Raw genomic sequence first — 22,445 nt, 5'->3', positions numbered from 1 at the left:
CCTGACGACGGCCGGGCGTCTTCATTCCAGGACGTCCTGGAGCGTGCTCACCGCGTGGGCGCGGTGGCGGTCGAGCCAGGTGACGGCGGCGTCGGCGTCGCCGTCGCGGATGGCGGCGAGCACGGCGCGGTGCTCGTGGACGACGCGTTCGCGGTTGGGCGTGCCGCCGTAGTAGAGCGACCGGTAGGCGTCGGTCGAGTCCCACAGCGTCGTGATCAGGCGGACGAGGCGCGGCATGCCCGCACGTTCGAAGAGCAGGAAGTGGAAACGCCGGTTGGCGGCGGCCATCGCGGCGACGTCCCCGGCCTCCCCGGCCCGTTCGACCTCGTCCTGGGCGGCCTCCAGCGCGGCGAGGACCTCCGGGGTCAGGTGGGCGGCGGCGACGCGGACCGCCTCGGCCTCCAGCAGCTCGCGGATGCGGTAGATCTCCCGCAGGTCGGCCATGGACAGCACGGCGACGAAGTAGCCCCGGTGTGCCTCGTGCACGACCAGGCCCTCGCCTTCGAGGATCTTGAGCGCCTCGCGCAGCGGCACCCGGCTCACCTCCAGCCGCTCGGCCAGCGCGTCCTGGCGGATCGGCGCGCCCGGCCGCAGCTCGCCGGTGGTGATCGCGCGGCGCAGCTCGGCCAGCACGAACTGCTGCGCGGTCGGCGGCCGCCGGGGCCGCGAGGCCAGGCTCGCCGGACGGGTCAGGTCGGAGGTCATCGCGGCGGCCCTTCGAGTTCGGCGAGCACGTCCCCGGTATCCTCGCCCAGCCTCGGCGGCGCGGTCCGGTAGACGGGCGGCGTGGCACTCATCGTGATCGGGTTGGCGACCTGGCCGACGGGTTCGTCCCGGCGGGGGTCGGCGAGGCGGAGCGCGGCGTCCAGGCCGAGCCGGCCGGCCAGCTCGAACGCGGCGGCGAGATCGTTGATCGGCCCGCACGGCACCCCGGCCCCGGTCAGCTCGGTGAACCACTCATCCGCCGTCCGGGCGGCCAGCGGCCCCGACAGCGCGGCCACCAGCTCCTCCCTGTGGGCGACGCGCGCGGAGTTGGTGGCGAAACGTTCGTCGGAGGCCAGCCCGGGAAGGCCGAGCCGCTCGCACAGCACGCCGAACTGCCGGTCGTTGCCGACGGCCAGGACGAGCGGCCGGTCTTTGGCCGAGAACACCTCGTACGGCGCGACGCTCGGATGGCCGTTGCCCATGGCCTGCGGCACGACTCCGGCCGCCACGTACGCCGACGCCTGGTTGGTGAGCGCTGACAGGAGCGAGGTGAGCAGGGCCACCTCCACCCGCTGGCCCTCTCCCGTCCGGTCCCGGTGCCGGAGCGCGGCCAGGATGCCGAGGCCCGCGTGCAGACCGGTGATCACGTCGACCAGCGCGACGCCCGCCTTGGTGCCGTCGCCGCCGGGCTCGCCGGTCACGCTCATCAGGCCGCCCATGGCCTGCACGAGCAGGTCGTAGCCGGCGAGCCGGGCGCCCTCGGCGGCGCCGAAGCCGGTCACCGAGCAGTAGACGAGCCCGGGGTGGGACGTGCGGAGCCGCTCGTAGCCGAAGCCGAGCCGGTCCATCGTGCCCGGCCGGAAGTTCTCGATCAGGACGTCGGCGCGGGCGACGATGGCGTGCGCGGTCGCGCGGTCGCGCTCGTCGCGCAGATCGAGGGTGATCGACCGTTTGTTGCGGTTGACGGCCAGGAAGTAGGTCGCCTCCCCGGCGGCGCGCGGCGGCCCCCAGGCGCGGGTGTCGTCCCCGGTACCGGGCCGTTCGATCTTGATCACGTCGGCGCCGAGGTCGGCGAGCAGCATGGTCGCGTACGGCCCGGCCAGCACGCGGCTGAAGTCGGCGACGACGATGCCGTCCAGTGATCCCATCAGGCCTCCGCAGGGTCGACGCGCGGTCCCGCGTCATTCTAATATCCAATACTGGATCCAAAATAAGCCGAGGAGGCATCCGATGACGTCGTCGCCTGTCCACCCGTTCGAGCTCTTCGGGATCGGCGGGCTGCTGTCCGGCGAGGAGCTGGAGATCCAGCGCACCGTGCGCACGATGGGCGAACGCGAGCTGCGCCCCCACGTCGCGGACTGGTTCGAGGAGGGCGCCATCCCCGCGCGAGAGCTGGCGAAGCGGCTAGGCGAGATCGGTGTCCTCGGCATGCACCTGGAGGGCTACGGCTGCGCGGGCACCAACGCCGTCTCGTACGGGCTGGCCTGCCTCGAACTGGAGGCCGTCGACTCGGGTCTGCGCAGCCTGGTGTCGGTGCAGGGCTCGCTCGCCATGTACGCGATCTGGAAGTACGGATCGGAGGAGCAGAAGCGCCAGTGGCTTCCCGGCATGGCGGCCGGAGACACGATCGGCTGCTTCGGGCTGACCGAGCCGGACGCGGGCTCCGACCCCGGCTCGATGCGCACGACCGCCAAGCGCCAGGGCACCGACTGGGTGCTGAACGGCACCAAGATGTGGATCACGAACGGCTCGGTGGCCGACGTCGCGGTCGTCTGGGCGCGGACCGACAAGGGCGTGCGCGGCTTCCTGGTGCCCACCGGCACCCCGGGCTTCTCCGCTCCCGACATCAAGAAGAAGCTGTCGCTGCGCGCCAGCGTGACCAGCGAGCTCGTGCTCGACGCGGTCCGGCTCCCCGCCGACGCGATGCTGCCCGAGGCGCGCGGCCTGTCCGGCCCGCTCGGCTGCCTCAACGAGGCCCGCTTCGGCATCATCTTCGGCGCGATCGGCGCGGCCCGCGACTGCCTGGAGACCGCGCTGTCGTACGCCGCCGAACGCGAGGTGTTCGCCCGTTCGCTCTCCTCGTACCAGCTCACTCAGCAGAAGCTGGCCGACATGACGCTGGAGCTCGGCAAGGGCATGCTCCTCGCGCTTCACCTGGGGCGGCTCAAGGACTCCGGCGAGCTCTCGCCCGAACGGGTCAGCCTGGGCAAGCTCAACAACGTGCGCGAGGCCCTCGACATCGCCCGCCAGTGCCGCACGATCCTGGGCGCCAACGGGATCACGCTCGAATATCCCGTCCTGCGGCACGCCAACAACCTGGAGTCGGTGCTGACGTACGAGGGCACCAGCGAGGTGCACACCCTCGTGATCGGCCGCACGCTGACGGGCGAGGCGGCCTTCCGCTGACGCGAGCCCTCGCCGTGCCGGCTTCGACGGCACGGCGAGGGTGTTCGCGCGTTCATCGTGTTCGCGCGTTCATCGTGTTCGCGTGTTTGCCGTGTTCGCGTGTCAGCGCCTGTAGGTGAGCCCGTAGCCGAACGGGAACAGCGGGTCCTTGCCGTCGCCCCGGTTGATGGGCTGCTGGCCGGCGCTCTTCATCCAGGTCACCGGCAGCTTGCCGGTCGGCCGCGCGAGGCCGAACAGCACGTCCGCGACGCCGCGTCCCTCGGTGCCCGGCAGCCATGCCTCCAGCAACGCGTTCCACTTCGGCAGCTCGGCGGCGATGTCGAGCGGCCGTCCTGACACGAGGACCACGATCACCGGCACGCCGGACGCGCGCAGCTTGGCGATCGCCGCCAGGTCGGCGTCGTCGAGACCCATCGCGCCGGGCCGGTCGCCCATGAACTCCGCGTACGGCAGTTCGCCGACGACCGCGACCGCCGCCTTGTAGGAGCCGTCGATGCCGTCGCCTTCCTTGTCATAGGTCACCGTGGTGTTCCGTCCGGCGTTCTGGCGGATGCCCTGCAGGATCGTGGTCCCCGGCGTGATCGCGCCGGGCGCGCCCTGCCACGTGATCGTCCAGCCGCCGGTCTGGATGCCGATGTCGTCCGCGCTCTTGCCCGCCACGAAGATCTTGTTGTTGTTCCGCCTCAGCGGCAGCACGTTCCCCGCGTTCTTGAGCAGCACCTGCGACCTGGCCGCCGCGTGCCGCGCGAGCGCCCGGTGCCGGTCACTGCCGACCGTGTCCAGGTACCGCCGGTCGGCGAGCGGCCGCTCGAACAGGCCGAGCTCGAACTTCTTGGTGAGGATGCGCCGGTTGGCGTCGTCGATGCGGGCCATCGGGACCCGTCCCGCCTGCACCTCGCCGCGCAGGACCTCGATGAAGCGCTTCCAGTCGTACGGCACCATGATCATGTCGAGTCCGGCGTTGATCGCCGTGGTGACCTCGGCCGCGGTGAATCCGGGCTGCCCGTCGATCTGGTCGATGCCGTTCCAGTCGGAGATCACGAACCCGGAGAAGCCCAGCTCCCGCTTGAGCACATCGGTGATGAGGTAGCGGTGCCCGTGCAGCTTCACGCCGTTCCACGAGTTGAACGAGATCATCACCGACCCGACCCCGCGGCGCACCGCGGCCCGGAACGGCGGCAGGTGGACCCGCCGCAGCTCGGCCTCGGACACCTGCGTGTCGCCCTGGTCGACGCCCCCGGTCGTCCCGCCGTCACCCACATAGTGCTTGGCCGTCGCCAGGATGGAGGCACGGCCGTCCAGCCGCCGCCCCTGGAACCCCTCCACGATCGTCGACATCGCCGACGGCAGCTCCGGCACCTCGCCGAACGACTCGTACGTCCGCCCCCACCGGTCGTTGCGCGCCACGCACAGGCACGGCGCGAACGTCCAGTCCGGCCCCGTCCCGGTGACCTCCTCCGCGGTGGCCCGCCCGATCCTGCGCACGAGCCCGGGATCGCGCGTCGCGCCGAGCCCGATGTTGTGCGGGAAGATCGTCGCGCCGACCACGTTGTTGTGCCCGTGCACCGCGTCCACGCCGTAGATCAGCGGCACCTTCAGCGGTGTGGCGAGCGCCTGCCGCTGGAACGCGTCGGTCATGTCGGCCCACGCCTCGGGCGTGTTGGGCGTCGGCGTGGACCCGCCGCCCGACAGCAGCGAGCCGATGCGGTAGCGGGTGATGTCGTCGCCGGTGACGGCCTGCCGCTCGGGCTGCGTCATCTGGCCGATCTTCTCGTCCAGGCTCATCCGCTTGAGCAGCGCCTCGACCCGTTCCCGTACGGGCTTGCGCGTGTCGAAGTGGGTCGCCGCACCCGCCGCCCGAACCCCCGTGACGGCACCACCGCCCAGGAGGAACGTCGTCATCAGGCCGACCGTGAGCGTCCGGGATGGTCTGCGGTGCATCGTCGCCTCCGGCTCCGGAATACGTTGTCCCACTCAACAAAAGGAACGTAAGTCGATCGCCGCGACCGTGCAATGGCCGCATCCGGACACGCTCGCCGCCTCGCTTCCACGAATGCGTAACTCATGGGTTACGCTTTCTCCATGGACGAGGTGATGAACGCGATCGCCGACCCGGTGCGCCGGGAGATCTTGAGCCTGCTCCACGGAGAGCCCCGCACGGCCGGTGACCTGGCGTCGCGGTTTCCGATCAGCCGCCCGGCGGTCAGCCGTCACCTGCGCGTGCTGCGCGAGAGCGGGCTCGTCCATGACCGGCTGGTGGGCAGGCAGCGCGTGTACAGCCTCGACCCCGCACCCCTCACCGGGCTCGCCGAGTGGATCGCCCTGCTGCGCTCCCCCACCGGCTGGCACCACCGCCTGGACGCGCTGGAGACCGAGGTCCGGCGCACGACCCGGGAGCGCACCCGTCGCACACCCAAGGAGAACAGCGCATGAGACCCACCGCACGGCTCCTCCGCACGGACGCCGGCAGCGACCTCGTCTTCACCCGCACGTTCAAGGCGCCCATCGACGACGTCTGGGCCAGCGTCACCGAGCCCGAGCGAACGGCCCGCTGGTTCGGCCCCTGGGAAGGCGACGCCGGACCCGGCCGCACCATCAAAGTCCGCATGAGTTTCGAAGATGGCGCACCATGGAGCGACATGCGCATCGAGGCCTGCGAACCACCCGAACGCCTTGAGGTCACCGCCGCCGACGAGGCGGGTCACTGGCGCCTCGAACTGCGGCTGTCAGAAGACAACGGCGTCACCGAACTGCAGCTGATCCACCACCTCACCACCGAGGAAGGAATGGGCGAGACGGGTCCGGGCTGGGAGTACTACCTCGATCTTCTCGTGGCTTACCGCGAAGGCACTCCGAAGCCGGATTTCGACGACTATTACCCGGCCCAGAAGGCCTACTTCGAGCAACTCCGATAAGGGCGATCGCCCGGGATCGAACCGGGACCTCCAGGACCACGACCTGGCGTGCAGACCGACTACACCACGAACGCCGTACCGGATGCAGGAATCGAACCTGCCTGGGGATGGCTTATGAGACCACCGGAAGCACCAGCTTCCCTATCCGGCGCGGAGGGTGTGAGGATCGAACTCACGCAGGGGATGACCCTGACGACGGCTTAGCAAGCCGCTGCCTTACCACTCGGCCAACCCTCCAAAACGAAAAACCGCCCGTACGGACTCCGAGTCCGCGGGCGGTGGGCACGCCAGAACGTCACGTTCGGCGGCGACTCCCGGGACTGGAGAGACGACTGCTATGCATTCGCATGGTGCGCTCTCCTCCCGGTCGGTATTTGCTGCGTTCGACGTTCACTTTGCCAAAGCGGTTCCCTGACGGCAACACATTTAAGCGGCGGGGGCACGCGTGCCGAATGCGAAGACCGCGCCGCAGCGGGATGCTGCGGCGCGGCCCGGTGCTCACTACTTCAGGGCCCAGAGCTGGTAGCTGGACCAGGGCGCGGAGCTGCCCTTGCAGTCCCAGGCCTCCCAGCCGTCGTTGCGGACGCCTGCCTCGCCGGCCGTGCGGCAGCTCTCGTACCAGTAGAACCGGGCGCCGGTGTCGCGCCAGGTCGCGCGCTGCTCCGCGGTGGCGGTGGGCACCAGGCAGGTCATGAACGCCAGTGCGGCACCACTGACGCCGAGCACCAGGTGCGTACGGGACTTCATCGCATCGCCTCGCTTCTGGGGGAAGGTTACGGTGTGCGACAGATTCTTACGTGCCGTAATCAATGGCGGGGTCAGGGAACCCCCACGTTTGGGTAGATCTCAAGTGGTGATCGCCAGTGCCTGCGTGGCGATCTCCAGTTCCTCGTTGGTGGGGATCACGAGGACCTGCACGTCGGCGTCCGGAGGCGAGATGGTTCGTTCGGCGCGGGAGCCGGTTTCGTTGCGGGCGGGATCGATTTCTATGCCCAGGCGGTCGAGGCCGGAGAGGGCGCGGGAGCGGACGCGGGCGTCGTTCTCGCCCACTCCGGCGGTGAAGACGATCGCGTCCACACGGCCGAGAACGGCGTAGTAGGCGCCGACGTACTTGCGGATGCGGTGGCAGTAGACGTCCAGGGCCTCGGCGGCCTGGGCGTCGCCGGCGTCGGCGCGGCGCCAGACCTCGCGGAGGTCGCCCGCGCCGGCCAGGCCCAGCATGCCGCTGTGCTTGTTGAGGGCGGCGTCGATCTCCATCAGGCTCAGGCCGGCGACGCGCGCCAGGTAGGCGGGCAGGGCCGGGTCGATGTCGCCGGAACGGGTGCCCATCACGAGGCCTTCGAGCGGGGTCAGCCCCATGGACGTGTCGACCGAGCGGCCTCCGGAGACGGCGGTCGCGCTGGCGCCGTTGCCCAGGTGCAGGACGATGGTGCTGGTCTCGGCGTACGGCTTGCCGAGCATCTCGGCCGCCCTGCGGGAGACGTACGCGCAGGACGTTCCGTGGAAGCCGTAGCGGCGCACGCCCAGGTCGGCCGCCCACGACCGGGGAACGGCGTAGGTGTGGGCGTGCGGCGGCACCGTCTGGTGGAAGGCGGTGTCGAAGACGGCCACGTTCGGCAGGTCCGGGAAGGCCGCGCGGGCCACGCGGATGCCTTCGAGGTTGGCGGGGTTGTGGAGCGGCGCGAGCGGGCTCAGTTCCTCGACGGCCTTCTCGACGGCGTCGTCGACCACGACCGGATCGCTGAAGCGGTCACCGCCGTGGACGACGCGGTGGCCCACGGCGACGACGCCGGCGAGGGACGGGCCGTGCTCGTCGAAGGCGTCCATGACGGCGCGCAGGCCCGCCTCGTGGTCGGGGTAGTGGGCTTCGGTCTTGCGCGAGCCGTGGGTGAGGGTGCCGGTCTCCTCGCCGATGCGTTCCAGCAGGCCGGACGCGAGCGCGCCCGTCCGGTCGAGGAGCTGGTACTTGATCGAGGAGGAGCCGCAGTTGAGGACCAGGACGTTCACGGGCTGTCTTCCTGCGCCTGGATGGCGGTGATGGCGACGGTGTTGACGATGTCCTGCACGGTCGCGCCTCGGGAGAGGTCGTTGACGGGCTTGCGCAGGCCCTGCAGAACCGGGCCGACGGCGACGGCCCCGGCACTGCGCTGGACGGCCTTGTAGAGGTTGTTGCCGGTGTTGAGGTCGGGAACGACGAACACGGTGGCGCGGCCCGCGACCGGGTTGTCCGGGAGCTTGGTACGGGCGACGCCGGGGTCGATCGCCGCGTCGTACTGGATCGGCCCCTCGATGAGCAGGTCGGGACGGCGTTCGCGGACGATGGCGGTGGCGGCGCGGACCTTGTCGACGTCGCCGCCGTGGCCGGAGTCGCCGGTGGAGTACGACAGCATCGCTACGCGGGGGTCCACGCCGAACCGCGCGGCGGTCGCGGCCGCGGAGATCGCGATGGCGGCGAGCTGCCCGGTGCCGGGCTCGGGGTTGATCGCGCAATCGCCGTAGACGAGCACCCGGTCGGGCAGGCACATGAAGAAGACGCTGGACACGAGCTCGGTGCCGGGTTCGGTCTTGATGATCTCGAACGCGGGCCGGATCGTGTGGGCGGTGGTGTGCGCGGCGCCCGACACCATGCCGTCGGCCAGGCCCAGGTGCACCATGAGCGTGCCGAAGTAGGACACGTCGGTGACCGTGTCGCGGGCCAGGTCCAGGTTGACGCCCTTGTGGGCGCGGACACGGGCGTACTCCTCGGCGAAGCGTTCGCGCAGCGCCGGGTCGAACGGGCTCAGTACGCGGGCGCCGCCGACGTCGAGCCCGAGCACGGCGGCGCGGCGCTCGATCTCGGCGGCGTCCCCCAGCAGGGTCAGCTCGGCGACGCCGCGGCGCAGCAGAAGGTCGGTCGCGCGCAGGATGCGTTCGTCCTCGCCCTCGGGGAGCACGATGTGACGGCGGGCGGCGCGGGCGCGTTCGAGCAGGTCGTACTCGAACATCAGCGGCGTGACCGCGGTCTTGCTCACCTGCAGCCGGTCGAGCAGCGCGTCACCGTCCACGTACCCGTCGAACAGCCCGAGCGCCGTCTCGATCTTCCCGTCGGCCTCCGGGGTGAACCTGCCCTCGACCTTCGACAGCAGGGTGGCGGTCTCGAACGTGTCCTCCTCGGTGATGACCACCGGGAGCCGGGCCGACATGCCGTCCAGCAGCTGGGCGACCGGTTCGGGGAGCTCCATCCCGCCGCTCATCACGATCCCCGACAGCGCGGGGAACGTGGGCGCGGTGTGCGCGACCAGCAGCCCGGGCAGCAGCCCCGCGGCCCGGTCGGACGGGATGATGATCGCGGCGCCCTCGGTCAGCCGGGTGAGGATGTTCGGCAGCGACATCGCGCCGACCAGGATCGCGCCGACCTCGCGGCCGAGCAGCCGTTCCTCGCCGAGCAGCAGCTGCCCGGCGCACGCCTCCATCAGGTCGTGCACGGTCGGCGCCGACAGCCGGGCCACCTCGGGCAGCGCGAACAGCAGCCGGTCGGGCCGCGCCACCGCCGGGACGTCGGCCGGGTCGACACGGGTGACGACGGTGGCCAGCTCGGTGGCGTGCTCGGCCTTGATCTCGGTCAGCGCCAGGTCGACGGCGACGCCGTTCTCCGCCGGGGTGCGGCCGCGGCCGTTCACCACGAGGAGCACGGGGGCGCCGAGGTGGGCGGCGAGCTCGGCGTTGAACTCGAACTCCGTGGGCGCGCCTACGTCGGTGTAGTCGGTGCCGACGATGACGACCGCGTCGACCTGGTCGGCGAGGCCCCGGTAGCGGGCGACGATGTCCGCCGTAGCTCGCCGTACGTCGGCGTGCACCTCCTCGTAGGTCACGCCGGTGGCGGTGTGGGCGAGGCGGAAGCGGGTCCGCAGCGTCTCCACCAGGTGGTCCGGGCGTCCGGCTCGTACGACGGGCCGGAAGACGCCGACCCGTCCGACCCGGCGTGAGAGCAGTTCGGTCATGCCCACCGCGATCGCGGCTTTCTTGGTAGCGGCGTCACTGGCCGCGATGTACACCGCGTGCGTCACCTGATCGATCGTACGGGACGGTTCGTGAGCCCTCCTTACCAGGAGGTGCGGTTCCGGAAGAGCACAGCGGCGGCCACGATGGCGAACGCCAGGATGCCACCGCACCAGGCCAGCGCGTGCCAGGGAGCCGAACCCACCGGCCGGTCGAGCAGGAGGCCGCGCACCGTCTCGATGACCGGGCTGATCGGCTGGTGCTCGGCGAACGGCCGCAACCAGCCGGGCATGGTCTCGGTCGGCACGAACGCGCTGCTCGGATAGGGCAGGAACATCATCAGGAACGTGAAGCCGCCCGCCGTCTCGGGAGACCGGGCCAGCAGGCCGAACGCCGCCGACAGCCACGAGATCGCCACGATGTACGCCAGCAGCACGCCCGCCGCGGCCAGCCAGCCCGCCACGGTCGCCCCGGGCCGGAACCCGATCAGCAGCGCGGCACCGAGGACCAGCACGGTGGAGGCCAGGTTGCGGGCAGTGGAGGCGAGGACGTGGCTGGCCAGGATCGGCGTGCCGCCGATGTCGAGCGAGCGGAAGCGGTCGATGACGCCCTGCTTCATGTCCTCGACGACCGTCACGGCGGTGGTCGCGGAGCCGAAGCCCGCGCACAGCAGCAGGACGCCCGGCGTGACGTACATGACGTACTGGTCGCGCGTGTATCCGGCACCGGTGTCGATGGCCCCGCCGAAGAAGTAGACGAACACCAGCATCAGCAGGACGGGCAGGATCATCGCCGTGAGCACGGCGTCCGGCTGGCGGCGCGAGAGGCGCAGCGTCCGGCCCGTAAGGATCAGTGCCTCAGACATGGGCTGACTCCGCGGCGGTGAGGGTGAGGAAGACGTCGTCGAGCGTGGCGCTGTGGACGCTGAAGCGCTCGACCCTCGTCCGGTCCGGGTCGAACTCGTCCAGCAGGGCGCGGACATGCGCCCCGCTGCCGTCGGTGGGCATCCCCACCGTCAGCGTGCCGGCGTCGGTGTACGTGGCGTGCGGCGCGAGCCGTTCGTAGGCCTCGGCATCGGCCAGTACCAGGTCGAGACGGTGCCCCGCGACGATCCGCTTGAGCTCGTCGGCCGTGCCCTCGGCGACGATCCGCCCGCCGTTCAGCACCGCGACCCGGTCGGCGAGCCGGTCGGCCTCCTCCAGGTACTGCGTGGTGAGGAAGACCGTGGTGCCCCGCGCCGACAGCTCGCGCACCAGTGCCCACAGCTCCGTGCGGCTGCGCGGGTCGAGCCCGGTCGTCGGCTCGTCCAGGAAGATGACCTCGGGGTCGCCGACCAGCGACGCGGCCAGGTCGAGCCTGCGGCGCATGCCTCCCGAGTACGTGCGGACGAGCCGGCCGCCCGCGCCGGTGAGGTCGAAACGTTCGAGCAGCTCCGCCGTGCGCGAGCGGGCCGCCGATCGGGAGAGCCCGGCGAGCCGCGCCATCATGCGCACGTTCTCGGCACCGGTCTGCAGCTCGTCGATCGCGGCGAACTGCCCGGTGAGGCTGATCGCACGCCGTACCCGCGAACGTTCGGCGACGACATCGTGTCCAGCGACACGCGCCACTCCCCCGTCGGCGGTCGTCAGCGTCGCGAGGACGCGCACGGTCGTGGTCTTGCCCGCGCCGTTGGGCCCGAGCAAGGCGAAGACCGAACCCCTGGCGACGTCCAGCTCGATGCCCTTGAGCACCTCCAGCTCCTTGTAGGACTTCCGCAACCCGATGGCCTCGATCATCACACCTCCACTGCGTAACCCATACGCGCTACTATTTAACTCTCACGCAGAACTAGGATGTCAAGACATGAGCGACACGGGTCTGCCCGCAAGCCTCGAAATGGCCTGGGGCCTGCGCGAACGCCCGTCCAAAGGGCCCAAGCCGGGGCTGACGCTGGACGCCATCGTCACCACCGCGGTCCAGCTCGCCTCCACCGAGGGCCTCGCCGCGGTGTCGATGGTCCGCGTGGCCAAGGCCCTGGGCGTCTCAACGATGTCGCTCTACCGGTACGTCGGCGCCCGCGACGAGCTCTACATCCTCATGCAGGAGGCCGTAACGCCACCTCCCCCGGAGCCCGACCCCACCGCCGGCTGGCGCGCCTCCCTGACCCGCTGGGCCCACGCCCAGCGCGCCGCGTTCCACCGCAATCTCTGGCTGCTGCGCATCCCGATCTCCGGCCCGCCCGCCACGCCCAGATCGGTCGAGTGGATGGAGAGCGGCCTCTCCGCCCTCTCCGGCACGGGACTCGACGAGCCCACCAAGCTCGGCGTGATCATGCTGGTGTCCGGCCACGTCCGGAGCGAGGCCATGCTGATGTCAGACCTGGACGCCGCCTACACCGCGCGTGGCCTGGCCCCCGACGACGTACTCCGGCGCTACACCCGCACGCTCGCGCACCTGACCGACCCCGAGCGTCACCCGGCGGTGACCCGCCTCCTCGACTCAGGCGAGCTCACCGGCACCGAAGACCCCGACGCCGACTTCGAGTTCGGCCTCGGCCTCATCCTCGACGGCATCGAGGCCCTCATCAGCCGAGGGCCGTCCGCAGGGCGCACAAAGCCTGATAAACGCGCACCTTGACCTCGTCCACCGAAAGCCCCAACGTCACCGCGGCCTCGTTCACCGACCGCTCCCGAAAGACCGTCTCGGTGAGGATCTCGCGATGGACCGGAGCGAGCGCCCGGTACGCCCGCGCGACCACTGCCGGGCGGAGCCCACCATCCGCCACGCCGGGAACATACGCCTGCACGACGGTCTCATCGACCACGCTCTTGCCGTATCGCAGTGTCACGCCACGAATCTCGCACCATAACGCCCCCACAACCCCTCCCTTAGGCCCCGCTTAAGGAACCGCTCAGGAGGGCTTAGGCGGCGGGTCTTGGCGGTCAGGGTTCGGTGCGGCCTAGCTCGGCGGCGTTGAGGAAGGCGGTGCGTAGTTCGCCGGCGCGTTCTCGGGGTGGGTGGGTGGAGGGTTGGGCCAGGTTGACCTGGCTTAGCGTTCCGGCCACCTTGTCGGCTAGCTGGACGTAGGGCGCGTAGTGGTCGGGCACCTCTTGCGTCGTGCCGGCTGGTGCCAGCGGTGTCACGGGTGTCGTTGTGTGCTCTGACAGGTCGGGGAGGTCGCGGCGTGGCTCGGGCAGGGTCAGAAGTGTGTCGAACCGGGGGGCGGCGGCGTCTCGGGGGGTCAGCGGCTCTGCTGCGGGGGCGAAGAGGGCGCGCAATGTCGCGGGCACGCTCGCGTGGTCGCGGGGCTCGGTGTCGACCGCCCCTTCGGGGATGTACGGAGAGACCGCGACGGCGGGGACCCGGCCGCCGGTCATCGTGAAGTCGAACGCGGCGCTCTTGCGATGGAGGAGGAAGCGGAGCGCGGCGGTCATCGGGTCGGGGTCGTGTCCCGGGTCGGCCATGCCGCGTTCGGGGGGCACGTGGTCGTAGAAGCCGCCGTTCTCGTCGTAGGTGATGAGCAGGAGGGTCTTGTCGAAGACCTCCGGACGCGCGCGCAGCGTCTCGTACACGTGGGCGATGAGCGCCTCGGCACGGGCGAAGTCTCCCGTGGCGTCGTCGCAGTCGTCGTACTCCTCGTCGGGGACCAGAGCGTTGCCCGGGTGCTGGCTGTTGCTCGGATGCCCGGCCGTGAGGCGCACGGGAGGCCGGTGGTTGGGTTCGATGAACGAGTAGGCGGGGAGCGCCCCGGCCTCCACGTGGCGTGCGAACTCCTCCATCGCGTACCAGCGGGCCAGGCGCTCGGGTCGTGTCCACAGTTCGGTGAACGCCATCACCTGCGGGACGTCGTCGAAGTAGATGTGCCAGCCGGCCCCGGCCTCTTCCAGCACCTCGAAGATCGTGGTGTTGGTGTAGAAGCGCGGCTGGATCTCGGTGTCGCCGTCGGACGTCGCGGCGTGCAGGAAGTTGCGGTTGGGCCAGGTCTCGCCGGGAACCGAGCAGAACCACCTGCTGAACGTGCCGAACCGCGTGGCCAGCGTGGCGAGCACCGGCACGTTCTCCGGCGGCTGGCACCGCATGATGAGCGGCCCCCGGCCTTTGATCTTGGGCTGGCCGCGGCGGTGGCTGAGGCGGACGGCGAGGTTGACGACCGGCCCGAGCAGGCCGCCCCACGCGCCTGGTTGCTTGCCGCGTCCCTGCTTCTCGTACGACCGGACGAACCCGGCGTTGTCCTTCAGCTGCTCCAGCATCGCCTGGTGCGAATGGTCGGGGTCTATGGGCAGCACGCGTTTCGCGTCGGGGGTCGCCGGGATCGTCTCCCCCCGCCCGGGGTTGGTGTAGGGCCCGCCGTCGAGCAGACCGTCGAACGCGGGGTCCGGATGCCGGACGAATCCGAGCAGGTGGTCGAACGAGCGGTTCTCCAGGGCGAGAACGACGACATGCTGGATGTCCGCGGTCATGGTCACTCCCTGCGACTGGGGGTGTCCTCGACGTTAGGCCGCTCCCGGTCCCTGGTGGGCCATCGGCCGGATCAGGCCACGGTGTCGACCACGACGGTGAAGTGCGTGACGGTGTCGTCGAAGCCGGTGAGCGCCGCGCGGGCGGCCGGTTCGACCACGGCCGTGTCGACGTCCGGCCCGGCGAAGGCGCGGATCGCGGCCATCGACTCCCACAGGGTGACGACCTCGATCTCGACCGAGCCCTCCGTCTCCCGCTCCATCAGGTAGGCGCCGCGGTGGCCCTCGACTCGCCGCAGGGCCGGCACGACCTCGCCTTCGAAATGGCTTCGATAGGCGTCCGCGCCCTTCTCTGTGGCGAGGGCGCCCCAGACTCTCGCGATCATTCCGGTTCCTCCCGTCCGCTTCGGCGGACAGGATGACACGAACCGATGAGTTTCGGCCCGCCGGCGGGTCTACCGGCACATGAGCATCGACACGCCTGAGATCAAGGAACGCGGCGAGCAGCCGTACGTGGCCGTCAAGCGGTGGATCTCCTGGACGGAGTTCCCAGTGATCGCCGACCGGCTGCCGGAGATCATCGGCTGGCTGGCGGCCCGCGGCGTCCGGCCCGCCGGCGCCCCGTTCTTCCGGTACGTCACGATCGGCGGCGACCAGAACGGCGAGGTGGAGGCGGGCGTGCCCGTCCCGGCGCCGATGGAGGGCGAGGGCGACATCCACTCCGGGGTCCTGCCCGCCGGACGGTACGCGTCGGTGGCCCATGTCGGCCATCCCGACCAGCTCGTCGCCGTCACCACCGACCTGCTCGGCTGGGCGGCCAAGGAAGGCCTCACCTGGGACATGTACGAGGACGACGAGGGCGAGCACTGGGCCTGCCGCCTGGAGCTCTATCACTCCGACCCGGCCGTTCAGCCGGACATGGGCAAATGGGAGACCGAGCTGGCCTTCAAACTCGCCGGCTGAAATTCGCTGGCCTCCCGGACGGCCGTGCGCGACGCTGGGTGCGGTCATCTCGGGGGAGCCGAACACGTGGAACCGCACGAATACGCCAGTCAAGACGCCGTGGGCCTGCTGGGGCTGATGCGGTCGGGTGCCGTGACGGCGGACGAGGTCGAGGCGGCGGCGCGGCGCGCGATCGAGGCCGTCAACGCCGAGCTGAACGCGCTGACGCTGCCGCTGTTCGAGCCCGCCCTCGGCCACGATCCGCGCGGGCCGCTGGCGGGCGTGCCGTTCCTGATCAAGGACAGCCAGCCGTTCGCGCGCGGCGTCCCGTTCGCCATCGGCAGCCGCGCCATCCGCGGCGCCGTGGCCTCGGCCGACCATGAGCTCATGGCCCGGTTCCGCGCCGCCGGGCTGGTCACGCTCGGGCAGACGACGACGCCGGAGATGGCGCTCAGCTTCGCGACCGAGTCGGTGCGGTACGGCTTCACCCGCAACCCCTGGGACCTGGAACGGGGCGTCGGCGGGTCGAGCGGCGGAGCGGCCGCGCTCGTCGCGGCCGGGGCCGTGCCGGTCGCGCACGCCAACGACGGCGCCGGGTCGATCCGCGTCCCGGCGGCGGCCTGCGGGCTCGTCGGGCTGAAGCCGAGCCGCGGCCGCACCCCGTGCGGGCCGCTGATCGGCGAGGCCGCGTTCGGGCACTCGGCCGAGTTCGCCCTCACGCGGACCGTACGCGACGCCGCGCACCTGCTCGACGCCGTCGGCGGTGCGCCGCCGGTGGGTGAGAAGTACGCGGCGCCGCCTCCGCCTCGCCCGTACGCCGACGAGCCGCGCGCCGACCCCGGCCGCCTGCGCGTCGCGCTCACCACGGCCGCGTGGTCGGGCGTGCCCGTCGATCCCCAGGTGGCGGCCGTCACGGTGAACGCGGGCCAGGTCCTGGAATGGATCGGGCACACGGTGACCGAGGCGAGCCCCGCCGTCGATCCCGACCTGCTCGTCGAGGCGATGATGCTCGGCGCGATCGCGGCGGGGGCCGCGCTGCTGCGGGCGCGGCGCAGGCCCGACCCGGCGTTGCTGGAGGCCGTCACGCGCCGGCTCATCGCCGAGACCCAGGCGTTCACCGCGCTCGACATGATGGCCGCGGTCGACGCCCAGCATCAGGTGACCCGGCCCGTCGGCCTGTTCTTCGAGGAGTACGACCTGCTGGTGACGCCGACGCTCGGCCACTTGCCCGCCCGGCATGGCGCGCTCGACTACGACGATCCGGACTACTCGATGCGCTCCTGGCTGCGCCGCATCTTCGAGTACGGGCCGTTCACCGCGCCGTTCAACGTCTCGGGCAACCCGGCGATCAGCCTGCCGCTCGGGCACAGCCGCGAGGGCCTGCCGATCGGCGTGCAGCTGGTCGCGGCGCGGGACCGGGAGGACCTGCTCCTGCGGGTGGCCGCGCAACTGGAGCAGGCCGTGCCCTGGCACGACCGCAAGCCTCCCGTCCACGCCGATTAGCGATCCTCATCGATCCATGAGAAATACTCATTAAAATGGCTCGACGTCGCCTTGAACGGCATGTCGCGCGATTTTATAGGGCCATGCCGATGCCACTCTGTCATTGTGGATTGAAACGCCTGTCCGGGATTGTCAACCGGTGATAATGACAGCTTCTGATCTGCTGTTTTAGCAGTCACGGCAGTTCCGGCCGCAACAGGACAGAGCCAGAAGTTGATCTCTGGTGAAGTCAAGTCCCAGACTTTTACGTGTATGAATTCGGGCTTTTTCCGCCCCTATTTCACTGGAGGTCTGGTGGCCAGTATTCGCAGGCCGCACAGAAAGTGGCGGGCCGTGTCCGGCGCCGCCGTGGCGATGGCCCTTCCGTTGACGCTGGCGGTCGCTCCGCCCGCCGGCGCCGGGGCCGGAGCCGCCCCGAAGAGCCGTCCCGACTCGTCCAGCAAGGCCGTCTCGCTCATCACCGGCGACACGGTCCTGTACGGCAAGGCGCGAGGCTCGGTCGTGCTGCTCAAGGGCAGGCCGGGGATCAGTTACAGCGTCACCCAGCAGGGCGCCGACCGGTACGTCGTGCCGAGCGACGCCCTGCCGCTGGTGACGGCCAAGCAGGTCGACAAAGAACTCTTCAACGTCAGCCGGCTCGTGAACGAGGGGCTCGCCGACGCCGGCGAACCTCTTCCCGTCATCGTGGGGTACGGGAAGAAGGGCACCCGCCTCTCGCGCGGCACGTTGAAGAGCCGGGCGGACGCGCTTCCCGGCAGCGCGCCCGGCAAGGTCCTCGACACCATTGACGCGGTCGCCCTCAAGGTCGACCGCAAGAAGCGCGGCGCGCTCTGGTCGGCGCTCGCGCGGACGGGCACGAGACCCGGGCTGAAGGCGAACGCGCGGCGGCTCGTCCTCGACGCGCGGGTCCGGGCGACGCTCGACACGAGCGTGCCGCAGATCGGCGCGCCGCAGGCGTGGCAGGCCGGGTTCGACGGCAGGAACGTGAAGGTCGCCGTTCTCGACACCGGCATCCAGGCGCATCCCGACACCGACGGCACGTCGATCGCGTGGCGCAGCTTCGTCCCCGGCGAGGAGTCGATCCTCGACGAGAACGGCCACGGCACCCATGTCGCCTCGACCATCACGAGCCAGGGCACGGGCGGCACGCCCGCGCGCAAGGGCGTGGCACCGGGCGCCAAGCTGATCATCGGCAAGGTGCTCGGCAAGGACGGCAGCGGATCGGTGTCCGGCATCATCGACGCGATGCACTGGGCCACCGAGGAGCAGGCGGCCGACATCGTGAGCATGAGCCTCGGCGCCGCGCCGGGCTCGGCGGCCGACCTGATGGACCAGGCCGTGAACGAGCTGTCACGGTCCACCGGCGCCCTGTTCGTCATCGCGGCCGGCAACAGCGGCCCGAAGGCGCGGACGCTGAACTCCCCCGGCACCGCCGACGAGGCCCTGACCGTCGGAGCCGTCGACAAGGCCGACAAGCTCGCGGCGTTCTCCTCCCGCGGCCCGCGAAAGGCCGACGGCGCCCTCAAGCCCGACCTCGCGGCGCCGGGCGTGGGCATCGTCGCCGCCCGCGCCTCCGGAACGTCGATGGGCAAGCCCGTCAACGACCTGTACACCTCGGCCGACGGCACCTCGATGGCCACGCCGCACGTGGCCGGTGCCGCCGCGATCCTCAAGCAGAAGCACCCCACCTGGAAGGGCCCCCAGCTCAAGGCCGCGCTCATCGGCTCGGCCAAGGACGTCGGCGCCCAGGCGTTCCAGGTCGGCGCGGGCAGGGTCCAGGCCGACAAGGCCATCGCGCAGACCGTGACCGCAGACCCGCCGAGCCTCGGTTTCGGCAAGCTGACACCCGACCAGGGCCACCAGGTGAGCAAGACGATCACCTACGCCAACACCGGGACCGCTCCGGTGACGCTCACCCTGGCCGCCAAGGTCAACGCTCCCGACGGCACGCCGCTGCCCGCCGACGCGGCCCGGCTGTCCACGTCCAGCCTGACCATCGCCGCCGGTCAGACCGGGCAGGCCACCCTCACGCTCAAGACCTCCGCCGACGCGCGCGGCCTGTACACCGGCGCCGTCACCGCGACGGCCGGCGCGCAGACCGTCCGCACGGCGGTGGGGCTGGAGCAGACGGGACCGCTCCGCAAGGTCACGTTCAAGACGGTCGACCGTGACGGCACCACGCTCGACGTGCCGCGTACCCTCCGCGTCGGCTCCAACGACGACGCGAGCCAGGACTGGACCGACTACCGGCTCATCGGCGGCGGGACGCTGGAGCTGCCCGACGGGTCCTACACGTTCGTCCTCGAAGGTCCCGCGTCCGACGCCGACGACCGCAACGGCATGAACCCCGAGTCGATGCTGGCCGTCCAGCCGCAGGTGGAGGTCAGGAGCGACACCACCGTCACGTTCGACGCGCGGCAACTGCGGCCGATCAACGTCACCACACCGGCGACCGGCTACGACGCGGCCACGTCGGTCAACTGGTTCCGCGCGCCGCGCGCCGTGCCCGCACGCGGCGGGGCGCAGATCTTCTACGACCCGGCCAAGGTCTACGTGCTGCCCACCCCGCAGCCGGTGACCGACGGCACGTTCTCGACGGGCTACATGGGCCAGCGCATCGCGCCGCAGGTCGTCGTGGAGGCGGGGCAGACGCGGGTCGAGGCCCGCTACCTGGAGCACGACCGTGAACGCGCCACCGAGGACGCGACCAAGCTGGAGATGTTCCCGGCGGGCAGCAGCGACGCCACCATGGTGTACGCGGGCGACGGCAGCGCCGCCGAATTGGCGAAGGTGCCGGTACGGGGCAACCTGGTCCTCGTCGCACGTGACACCTACAACCTCGCCGAGGGCGTGGCCCTCGGGCAGCGGCTCGCCGACGCGGGCGCCAAGGGCGCCATCGTGTACGAGGCGCGCGACGGCTACGAGACGAGCACCATCGTGCTGCACGGCGGCGAGAAGGCCGTGCTCGCCGCGGTCACCAAGGCCGACGGCGCACGTCTCCGGCAGGCGATCGGCACCCAGCCCGCCCAGGTGAAGCTGGGCAGCCAGCCGCGGTCCGGATGGGTCTACAACCCGGCCAAGTACTGGAAGGGGCAGATCCCCGCCGACCCGAGCATCACCATGACGCCCGCCACCATGACGGTCGTCGACACCGCCTACCCCGCCACCGAGGACAAGCTCTACCTCACGGCGAACTCGGCCTCACCGCGCGACCACGTCCAGGCCCTCTACACCGCCTCGCTCTCGTCCTGGGTCCCGGTCAACCGGCTGGAGGTCTATCCGGTGGACAACGACCTGCGCTGGCAGCGGATGGCGATCCCTGACGGGGACAAGGCGTGGTTCTTCTCGCCCACCTGGTCGCGCTGGGACTACTTCACCGGCAACACGCCCCGCAAGGAGACCCGCGCCCGTACCCCCATCCGGCTCGGCCAGCTCGCCCGCACCAACCAGCCCGCACCGGAGTTCGGCGGTCCCGGCCTGACGCCGCTCTTCGCTGCCCGGCGCGGCAACACGCTCTACCCGGCGCCGCACCTGATCTCCGGCGACGGCCACAGCGAATACCTGCATCCGCTCCTGGCCGACGGCCTGCTTCCCTGGCCGGACGGGCAGGTCGTCACCAGCACCCTCACCCGCGGCGGCACCGAGGTCCCGGGCCGCAAGGAAGGATCGATGACCGTCTACGACGTCCCCGAAGCCTCCGCCCGCTACGACCTGCGCCTGGTCTACAAGTCCGACCTGCTCGGGTACGAGGGCTACAAGGTCGACACGACCTGGGGCTTCACCTCGGCCAAACCAACCGCCTCCAACGTGCCCGCTGGCTACATCTGCGGAGACACCAAACCCGATTGCGCGTCCACCCCGGCCCTCCTCCTGGACTACGACATCCCGCTCGACCTCAAGAACACCGCCGCCCCCGGCGCGTTCACCATGACCGTCAACGGCCACCACCAGCCGGGCGCCGCCGACCCGAACCTGACGAACCTCCAGGCCTCGGTCTCCTACGACGGAGGAACGACCTGGCAGCAGATCACCACGACCAAAAAGGATGACAAGTCCTACACGGCCAACGTCACCCTGCCGACCACCAAGACCGTGTCGCTGCGCTTCCAGGCCCAGGACGCCGACGGCAACACCGTGAACCAGACGTTCCACCAGATGTTCAAGACACGCAGCTAACCCATCAGACCCCCGGCCGGACCCCCCGGCCGGGGGTCGCTTCCAGCGTCGCCCTGACAGCGGCCAATCCCCGCCTCATGTAGTCGTCAACAACCCCGGCCGCCTCGTCCGGCAGGCAGTCGGTAATCCACACGAACCTGGCCCCTCCCCCTCGGCGACGATCTGCGCCGAAGCCATATGGTGCGTGAACCCCATCGGCGACTCCGTCACCGAATAGGCGATCCGCCAGGCCGCCTCATCGATCCCCACAAGCCGCTCCCGCGCCTCCACCCCGCTGAAGAACGTGACGACCCGATCAGCACCCTCCATACGCACGTCCGCCACAAACCCCGCCGCCAGCCTCTCGTGCAACGCCCCATAATCCTTCAGCGCGTCCCAGACCACCTCCGGAGCCGCGTCCACCACAATTTCCCTACGAACCGTCACCATGCCCCAACCATCCTCGCCCCGTCTCGAACGGTATTGAACTTCCTTGCGCATCCACGCCCACCTCGACGACCCCATGCCGTGACCAAGGCGCGAGACGACGAGCCGAGCCCCACACCGCCCTGACAGCACCCCGCCCCCCAAACCCCGCCGCCCCACACCACATCCGTGCCCCATCACGCCCCGCACCACAGCCGCGCCGCACCACACCACGACCCGCATCGCACTACATCCGCGCCACACCGGCACCGCCCCCGCGTGCACCGCCGCCGCACCGCGCCGCACCACATCCGCACCGCACCACGCCCGCACCGCACCACGCCCGCGCCACGCCCGCGCCACGCCACGCCTGCACCGCGCCGCACCCTCCGCACCGCACCGCACCCTCCGCACCGCACCACACACCGCACCACACACCCGCACCACAGCCGCGCCGCACCACGCCCGCATCGCACTACATCCGCACCGCAGCCGCCCGCACCGCAGCCGCGCCGCATCACCCTCGCGCCACGCCACGCCCGCACCACACCACGCCCGCATCGCACTACATCCGCACCGCAGCCGCCTGCACCGCAGCCGCGCCGCACCACGCCCGCATCGCACTACATCCGCACCGCAGCCGCCCGCACCGCAGCCGCGCCGCATCACCCTCGCGCCACGCCACGCCCGCACCACACCACGCCCGCACCACGCCGCACCGCACCGCACCGCACCGCAGCCGCGCTGGCATCACCCCGCACCGCACCACACCACGCTCCGCATGGCACTACATTCGCGCCACGCTCGCACCACACCACACCACACCACGCCCGCACCCCACCACGCCCGCATCGCAGCCGCGCCGCACCACACCGCATCCACACCCCCCGCACCGCAACACCCCCACACCACAGCCGCGCCCGCACCACATCCGCACCACACCACGCCCGCACCACCCCCCGCACCGCACTACATTCCG

19 protein-coding genes and 3 tRNA genes are annotated in these 22,445 nt (G+C 70.9%); 7 read left to right on the top strand and 15 right to left on the bottom strand.

The features are described from left to right. Positions 1-21: 21 nt before the first annotated feature. Together ABD333_RS09435 and ABD333_RS09430 are read right to left on the bottom strand one after the other, a co-directional pair. Positions 22-705, bottom strand: a complete 684-nt coding sequence (locus ABD333_RS09435) for a GntR family transcriptional regulator (protein WP_344539695.1) — start codon at positions 703-705, stop codon at positions 22-24. After that, the gene (locus ABD333_RS09430; RefSeq protein ID WP_344539693.1) at positions 702-1,853 is read right to left on the bottom strand and encodes a CaiB/BaiF CoA transferase family protein; all 1,152 of its coding nucleotides are present in this window, start codon (positions 1,851-1,853) and stop codon (positions 702-704) included. The genes ABD333_RS09435 and ABD333_RS09430 overlap by 4 nt, the downstream gene beginning before the upstream one ends. Before the next feature lie 82 nt (positions 1,854-1,935). On the opposite strand from ABD333_RS09430, the gene ABD333_RS09425 reads away from it, so the two are divergent. Then, a complete protein-coding gene (locus ABD333_RS09425; protein ID WP_344539692.1) occupies positions 1,936-3,111 on the top strand; it encodes an acyl-CoA dehydrogenase family protein in 1,176 nt (391 codons plus the stop codon). Positions 3,112-3,213: 102 nt separating this feature from the next. Here the strand turns inward: ABD333_RS09425 and ABD333_RS09420 are convergent, their stop codons facing one another. Further along, complete coding sequence (locus tag ABD333_RS09420; RefSeq protein WP_344539691.1) at positions 3,214-5,013, bottom strand: glycoside hydrolase family 3 protein; 1,800 nt, start codon at positions 5,011-5,013, stop codon at positions 3,214-3,216. Between the two features lie 180 nt (positions 5,014-5,193). Here ABD333_RS09420 and ABD333_RS09415 point away from each other — a divergent pair, with 180 nt between their 5' ends. Next, on the top strand, positions 5,194-5,544 hold the full coding sequence (locus ABD333_RS09415) for an ArsR/SmtB family transcription factor (RefSeq protein ID WP_344539689.1): 351 nt from the start codon (positions 5,194-5,196) through the stop codon (positions 5,542-5,544). Then, positions 5,541-6,026 carry an SRPBCC family protein gene (locus ABD333_RS09410; protein WP_344539687.1) on the top strand — a complete coding sequence of 162 codons (486 nt, stop codon included), beginning with the start codon at positions 5,541-5,543 and terminating at the stop codon, positions 6,024-6,026. Before ABD333_RS09415 ends, ABD333_RS09410 begins: the two co-directional genes overlap by 4 nt. On the opposite strand, the gene ABD333_RS09405 is transcribed toward ABD333_RS09410, so the two are convergent. The 8 genes from ABD333_RS09405 to ABD333_RS09370 all read right to left on the bottom strand — a co-directional run bounded on the left by ABD333_RS09405 (position 6,027) and on the right by ABD333_RS09370 (position 11,779). Continuing rightward, positions 6,027-6,101: transfer RNA gene (locus ABD333_RS09405), tRNA-His, on the bottom strand. A 1-nt stretch (position 6,102) separates the two neighbouring features. Beyond that, positions 6,103-6,176 (bottom strand) — tRNA-Ile (locus ABD333_RS09400). A 1-nt stretch (position 6,177) separates the two neighbouring features. Further along, positions 6,178-6,263 (bottom strand) — tRNA-Ser (locus ABD333_RS09395). A 264-nt stretch (positions 6,264-6,527) separates the two neighbouring features. Next, the gene (locus ABD333_RS09390; protein ID WP_344539685.1) at positions 6,528-6,773 is read right to left on the bottom strand and encodes a hypothetical protein; all 246 of its coding nucleotides are present in this window, start codon (positions 6,771-6,773) and stop codon (positions 6,528-6,530) included. Positions 6,774-6,872: 99 nt separating this feature from the next. Next, a complete protein-coding gene (locus ABD333_RS09385) occupies positions 6,873-8,033 on the bottom strand; it encodes an acetate/propionate family kinase (protein ID WP_344539683.1) in 1,161 nt (386 codons plus the stop codon). Beyond that, on the bottom strand, positions 8,030-10,072 hold the full coding sequence (gene pta, locus ABD333_RS09380; protein WP_344539682.1) for a phosphate acetyltransferase: 2,043 nt from the start codon (positions 10,070-10,072) through the stop codon (positions 8,030-8,032). The genes ABD333_RS09385 and pta overlap by 4 nt, the downstream gene beginning before the upstream one ends. A 35-nt stretch (positions 10,073-10,107) precedes the next feature. Further along, the gene (locus tag ABD333_RS09375) at positions 10,108-10,869 is read right to left on the bottom strand and encodes an ABC transporter permease (protein ID WP_344539680.1); all 762 of its coding nucleotides are present in this window, start codon (positions 10,867-10,869) and stop codon (positions 10,108-10,110) included. Then, a complete protein-coding gene (locus ABD333_RS09370) occupies positions 10,862-11,779 on the bottom strand; it encodes an ATP-binding cassette domain-containing protein (RefSeq protein WP_344539678.1) in 918 nt (305 codons plus the stop codon). Before ABD333_RS09370 ends, ABD333_RS09375 begins: the two co-directional genes overlap by 8 nt. A gap of 67 nt (positions 11,780-11,846) precedes the next feature. Here ABD333_RS09370 and ABD333_RS09365 point away from each other — a divergent pair, with 67 nt between their 5' ends. Further along, complete coding sequence (locus ABD333_RS09365) at positions 11,847-12,620, top strand: TetR/AcrR family transcriptional regulator (RefSeq protein WP_344539676.1); 774 nt, start codon at positions 11,847-11,849, stop codon at positions 12,618-12,620. On the opposite strand, the gene ABD333_RS09360 is transcribed toward ABD333_RS09365, so the two are convergent. From ABD333_RS09360 to ABD333_RS09350, 3 genes are all read right to left on the bottom strand, one after another. Next, on the bottom strand, positions 12,568-12,807 hold the full coding sequence (locus tag ABD333_RS09360) for a sigma-70 family RNA polymerase sigma factor (RefSeq protein ID WP_344539674.1): 240 nt from the start codon (positions 12,805-12,807) through the stop codon (positions 12,568-12,570). The two genes, ABD333_RS09365 and ABD333_RS09360, sit on opposite strands and share 53 nt — an antisense overlap. A gap of 118 nt (positions 12,808-12,925) precedes the next feature. Then, positions 12,926-14,443 (bottom strand): alkaline phosphatase family protein, encoded by a 1,518-nt coding sequence (locus ABD333_RS09355; RefSeq protein ID WP_344539672.1) that lies wholly within the window; start codon positions 14,441-14,443, stop codon positions 12,926-12,928. A 71-nt stretch (positions 14,444-14,514) separates the two neighbouring features. Further along, the gene (locus ABD333_RS09350) at positions 14,515-14,826 is read right to left on the bottom strand and encodes an antibiotic biosynthesis monooxygenase (RefSeq protein WP_344539671.1); all 312 of its coding nucleotides are present in this window, start codon (positions 14,824-14,826) and stop codon (positions 14,515-14,517) included. Positions 14,827-14,905: 79 nt separating this feature from the next. On the opposite strand from ABD333_RS09350, the gene ABD333_RS09345 reads away from it, so the two are divergent. From ABD333_RS09345 to ABD333_RS09335, 3 genes are all read left to right on the top strand, one after another. Continuing rightward, positions 14,906-15,403 carry a GyrI-like domain-containing protein gene (locus tag ABD333_RS09345; protein ID WP_344539669.1) on the top strand — a complete coding sequence of 166 codons (498 nt, stop codon included), beginning with the start codon at positions 14,906-14,908 and terminating at the stop codon, positions 15,401-15,403. Between the two features lie 66 nt (positions 15,404-15,469). Continuing rightward, positions 15,470-16,885 carry an amidase gene (locus tag ABD333_RS09340; protein WP_344539667.1) on the top strand — a complete coding sequence of 472 codons (1,416 nt, stop codon included), beginning with the start codon at positions 15,470-15,472 and terminating at the stop codon, positions 16,883-16,885. 333 nt (positions 16,886-17,218) lie between these two features. Next, a complete protein-coding gene (locus tag ABD333_RS09335; RefSeq protein ID WP_344539666.1) occupies positions 17,219-21,061 on the top strand; it encodes a S8 family peptidase in 3,843 nt (1,280 codons plus the stop codon). A gap of 75 nt (positions 21,062-21,136) precedes the next feature. Here the strand turns inward: ABD333_RS09335 and ABD333_RS09330 are convergent, their stop codons facing one another. Beyond that, a complete protein-coding gene (locus tag ABD333_RS09330) occupies positions 21,137-21,541 on the bottom strand; it encodes an SRPBCC family protein (protein WP_344539664.1) in 405 nt (134 codons plus the stop codon). Positions 21,542-22,445 lie beyond the last annotated feature (904 nt).

Source organism: Actinomadura fulvescens, assembly GCF_039533225.1.
Classification (GTDB): domain Bacteria; phylum Actinomycetota; class Actinomycetes; order Streptosporangiales; family Streptosporangiaceae; genus Spirillospora; species Spirillospora fulvescens.
This window is presented reverse-complemented; position numbering and strand designations above follow the sequence as displayed.

Excerpts from the sequence above, each read along its gene's own strand:
- ABD333_RS09365 (WP_344539676.1), top strand. The coding sequence starts at position 11,847 with ATGAGCGACACGGGTCTGCCCGCAAGCCTCGAAATGGCCTGGGGCCTG.
- ABD333_RS09430 (WP_344539693.1), bottom strand. The coding sequence starts at position 1,853 with ATGGGATCACTGGACGGCATCGTCGTCGCCGACTTCAGCCGCGTGCTG.
- ABD333_RS09425 (WP_344539692.1), top strand. The coding sequence starts at position 1,936 with ATGACGTCGTCGCCTGTCCACCCGTTCGAGCTCTTCGGGATCGGCGGG.
- ABD333_RS09390 (WP_344539685.1), bottom strand. The coding sequence starts at position 6,773 with ATGAAGTCCCGTACGCACCTGGTGCTCGGCGTCAGTGGTGCCGCACTG.
- ABD333_RS09355 (WP_344539672.1), bottom strand. The coding sequence starts at position 14,443 with ATGACCGCGGACATCCAGCATGTCGTCGTTCTCGCCCTGGAGAACCGC.
- ABD333_RS09345 (WP_344539669.1), top strand. The coding sequence starts at position 14,906 with ATGAGCATCGACACGCCTGAGATCAAGGAACGCGGCGAGCAGCCGTAC.
- ABD333_RS09350 (WP_344539671.1), bottom strand. The coding sequence starts at position 14,826 with ATGATCGCGAGAGTCTGGGGCGCCCTCGCCACAGAGAAGGGCGCGGAC.
- ABD333_RS09410 (WP_344539687.1), top strand. The coding sequence starts at position 5,541 with ATGAGACCCACCGCACGGCTCCTCCGCACGGACGCCGGCAGCGACCTC.
- ABD333_RS09420 (WP_344539691.1), bottom strand. The coding sequence starts at position 5,013 with ATGACGACGTTCCTCCTGGGCGGTGGTGCCGTCACGGGGGTTCGGGCG.
- ABD333_RS09330 (WP_344539664.1), bottom strand. The coding sequence starts at position 21,541 with ATGCGCAAGGAAGTTCAATACCGTTCGAGACGGGGCGAGGATGGTTGG.
- ABD333_RS09415 (WP_344539689.1), top strand. The coding sequence starts at position 5,194 with ATGGACGAGGTGATGAACGCGATCGCCGACCCGGTGCGCCGGGAGATC.
- ABD333_RS09375 (WP_344539680.1), bottom strand. The coding sequence starts at position 10,869 with ATGTCTGAGGCACTGATCCTTACGGGCCGGACGCTGCGCCTCTCGCGC.
- ABD333_RS09435 (WP_344539695.1), bottom strand. The coding sequence starts at position 705 with ATGACCTCCGACCTGACCCGTCCGGCGAGCCTGGCCTCGCGGCCCCGG.
- ABD333_RS09370 (WP_344539678.1), bottom strand. The coding sequence starts at position 11,779 with ATGATCGAGGCCATCGGGTTGCGGAAGTCCTACAAGGAGCTGGAGGTG.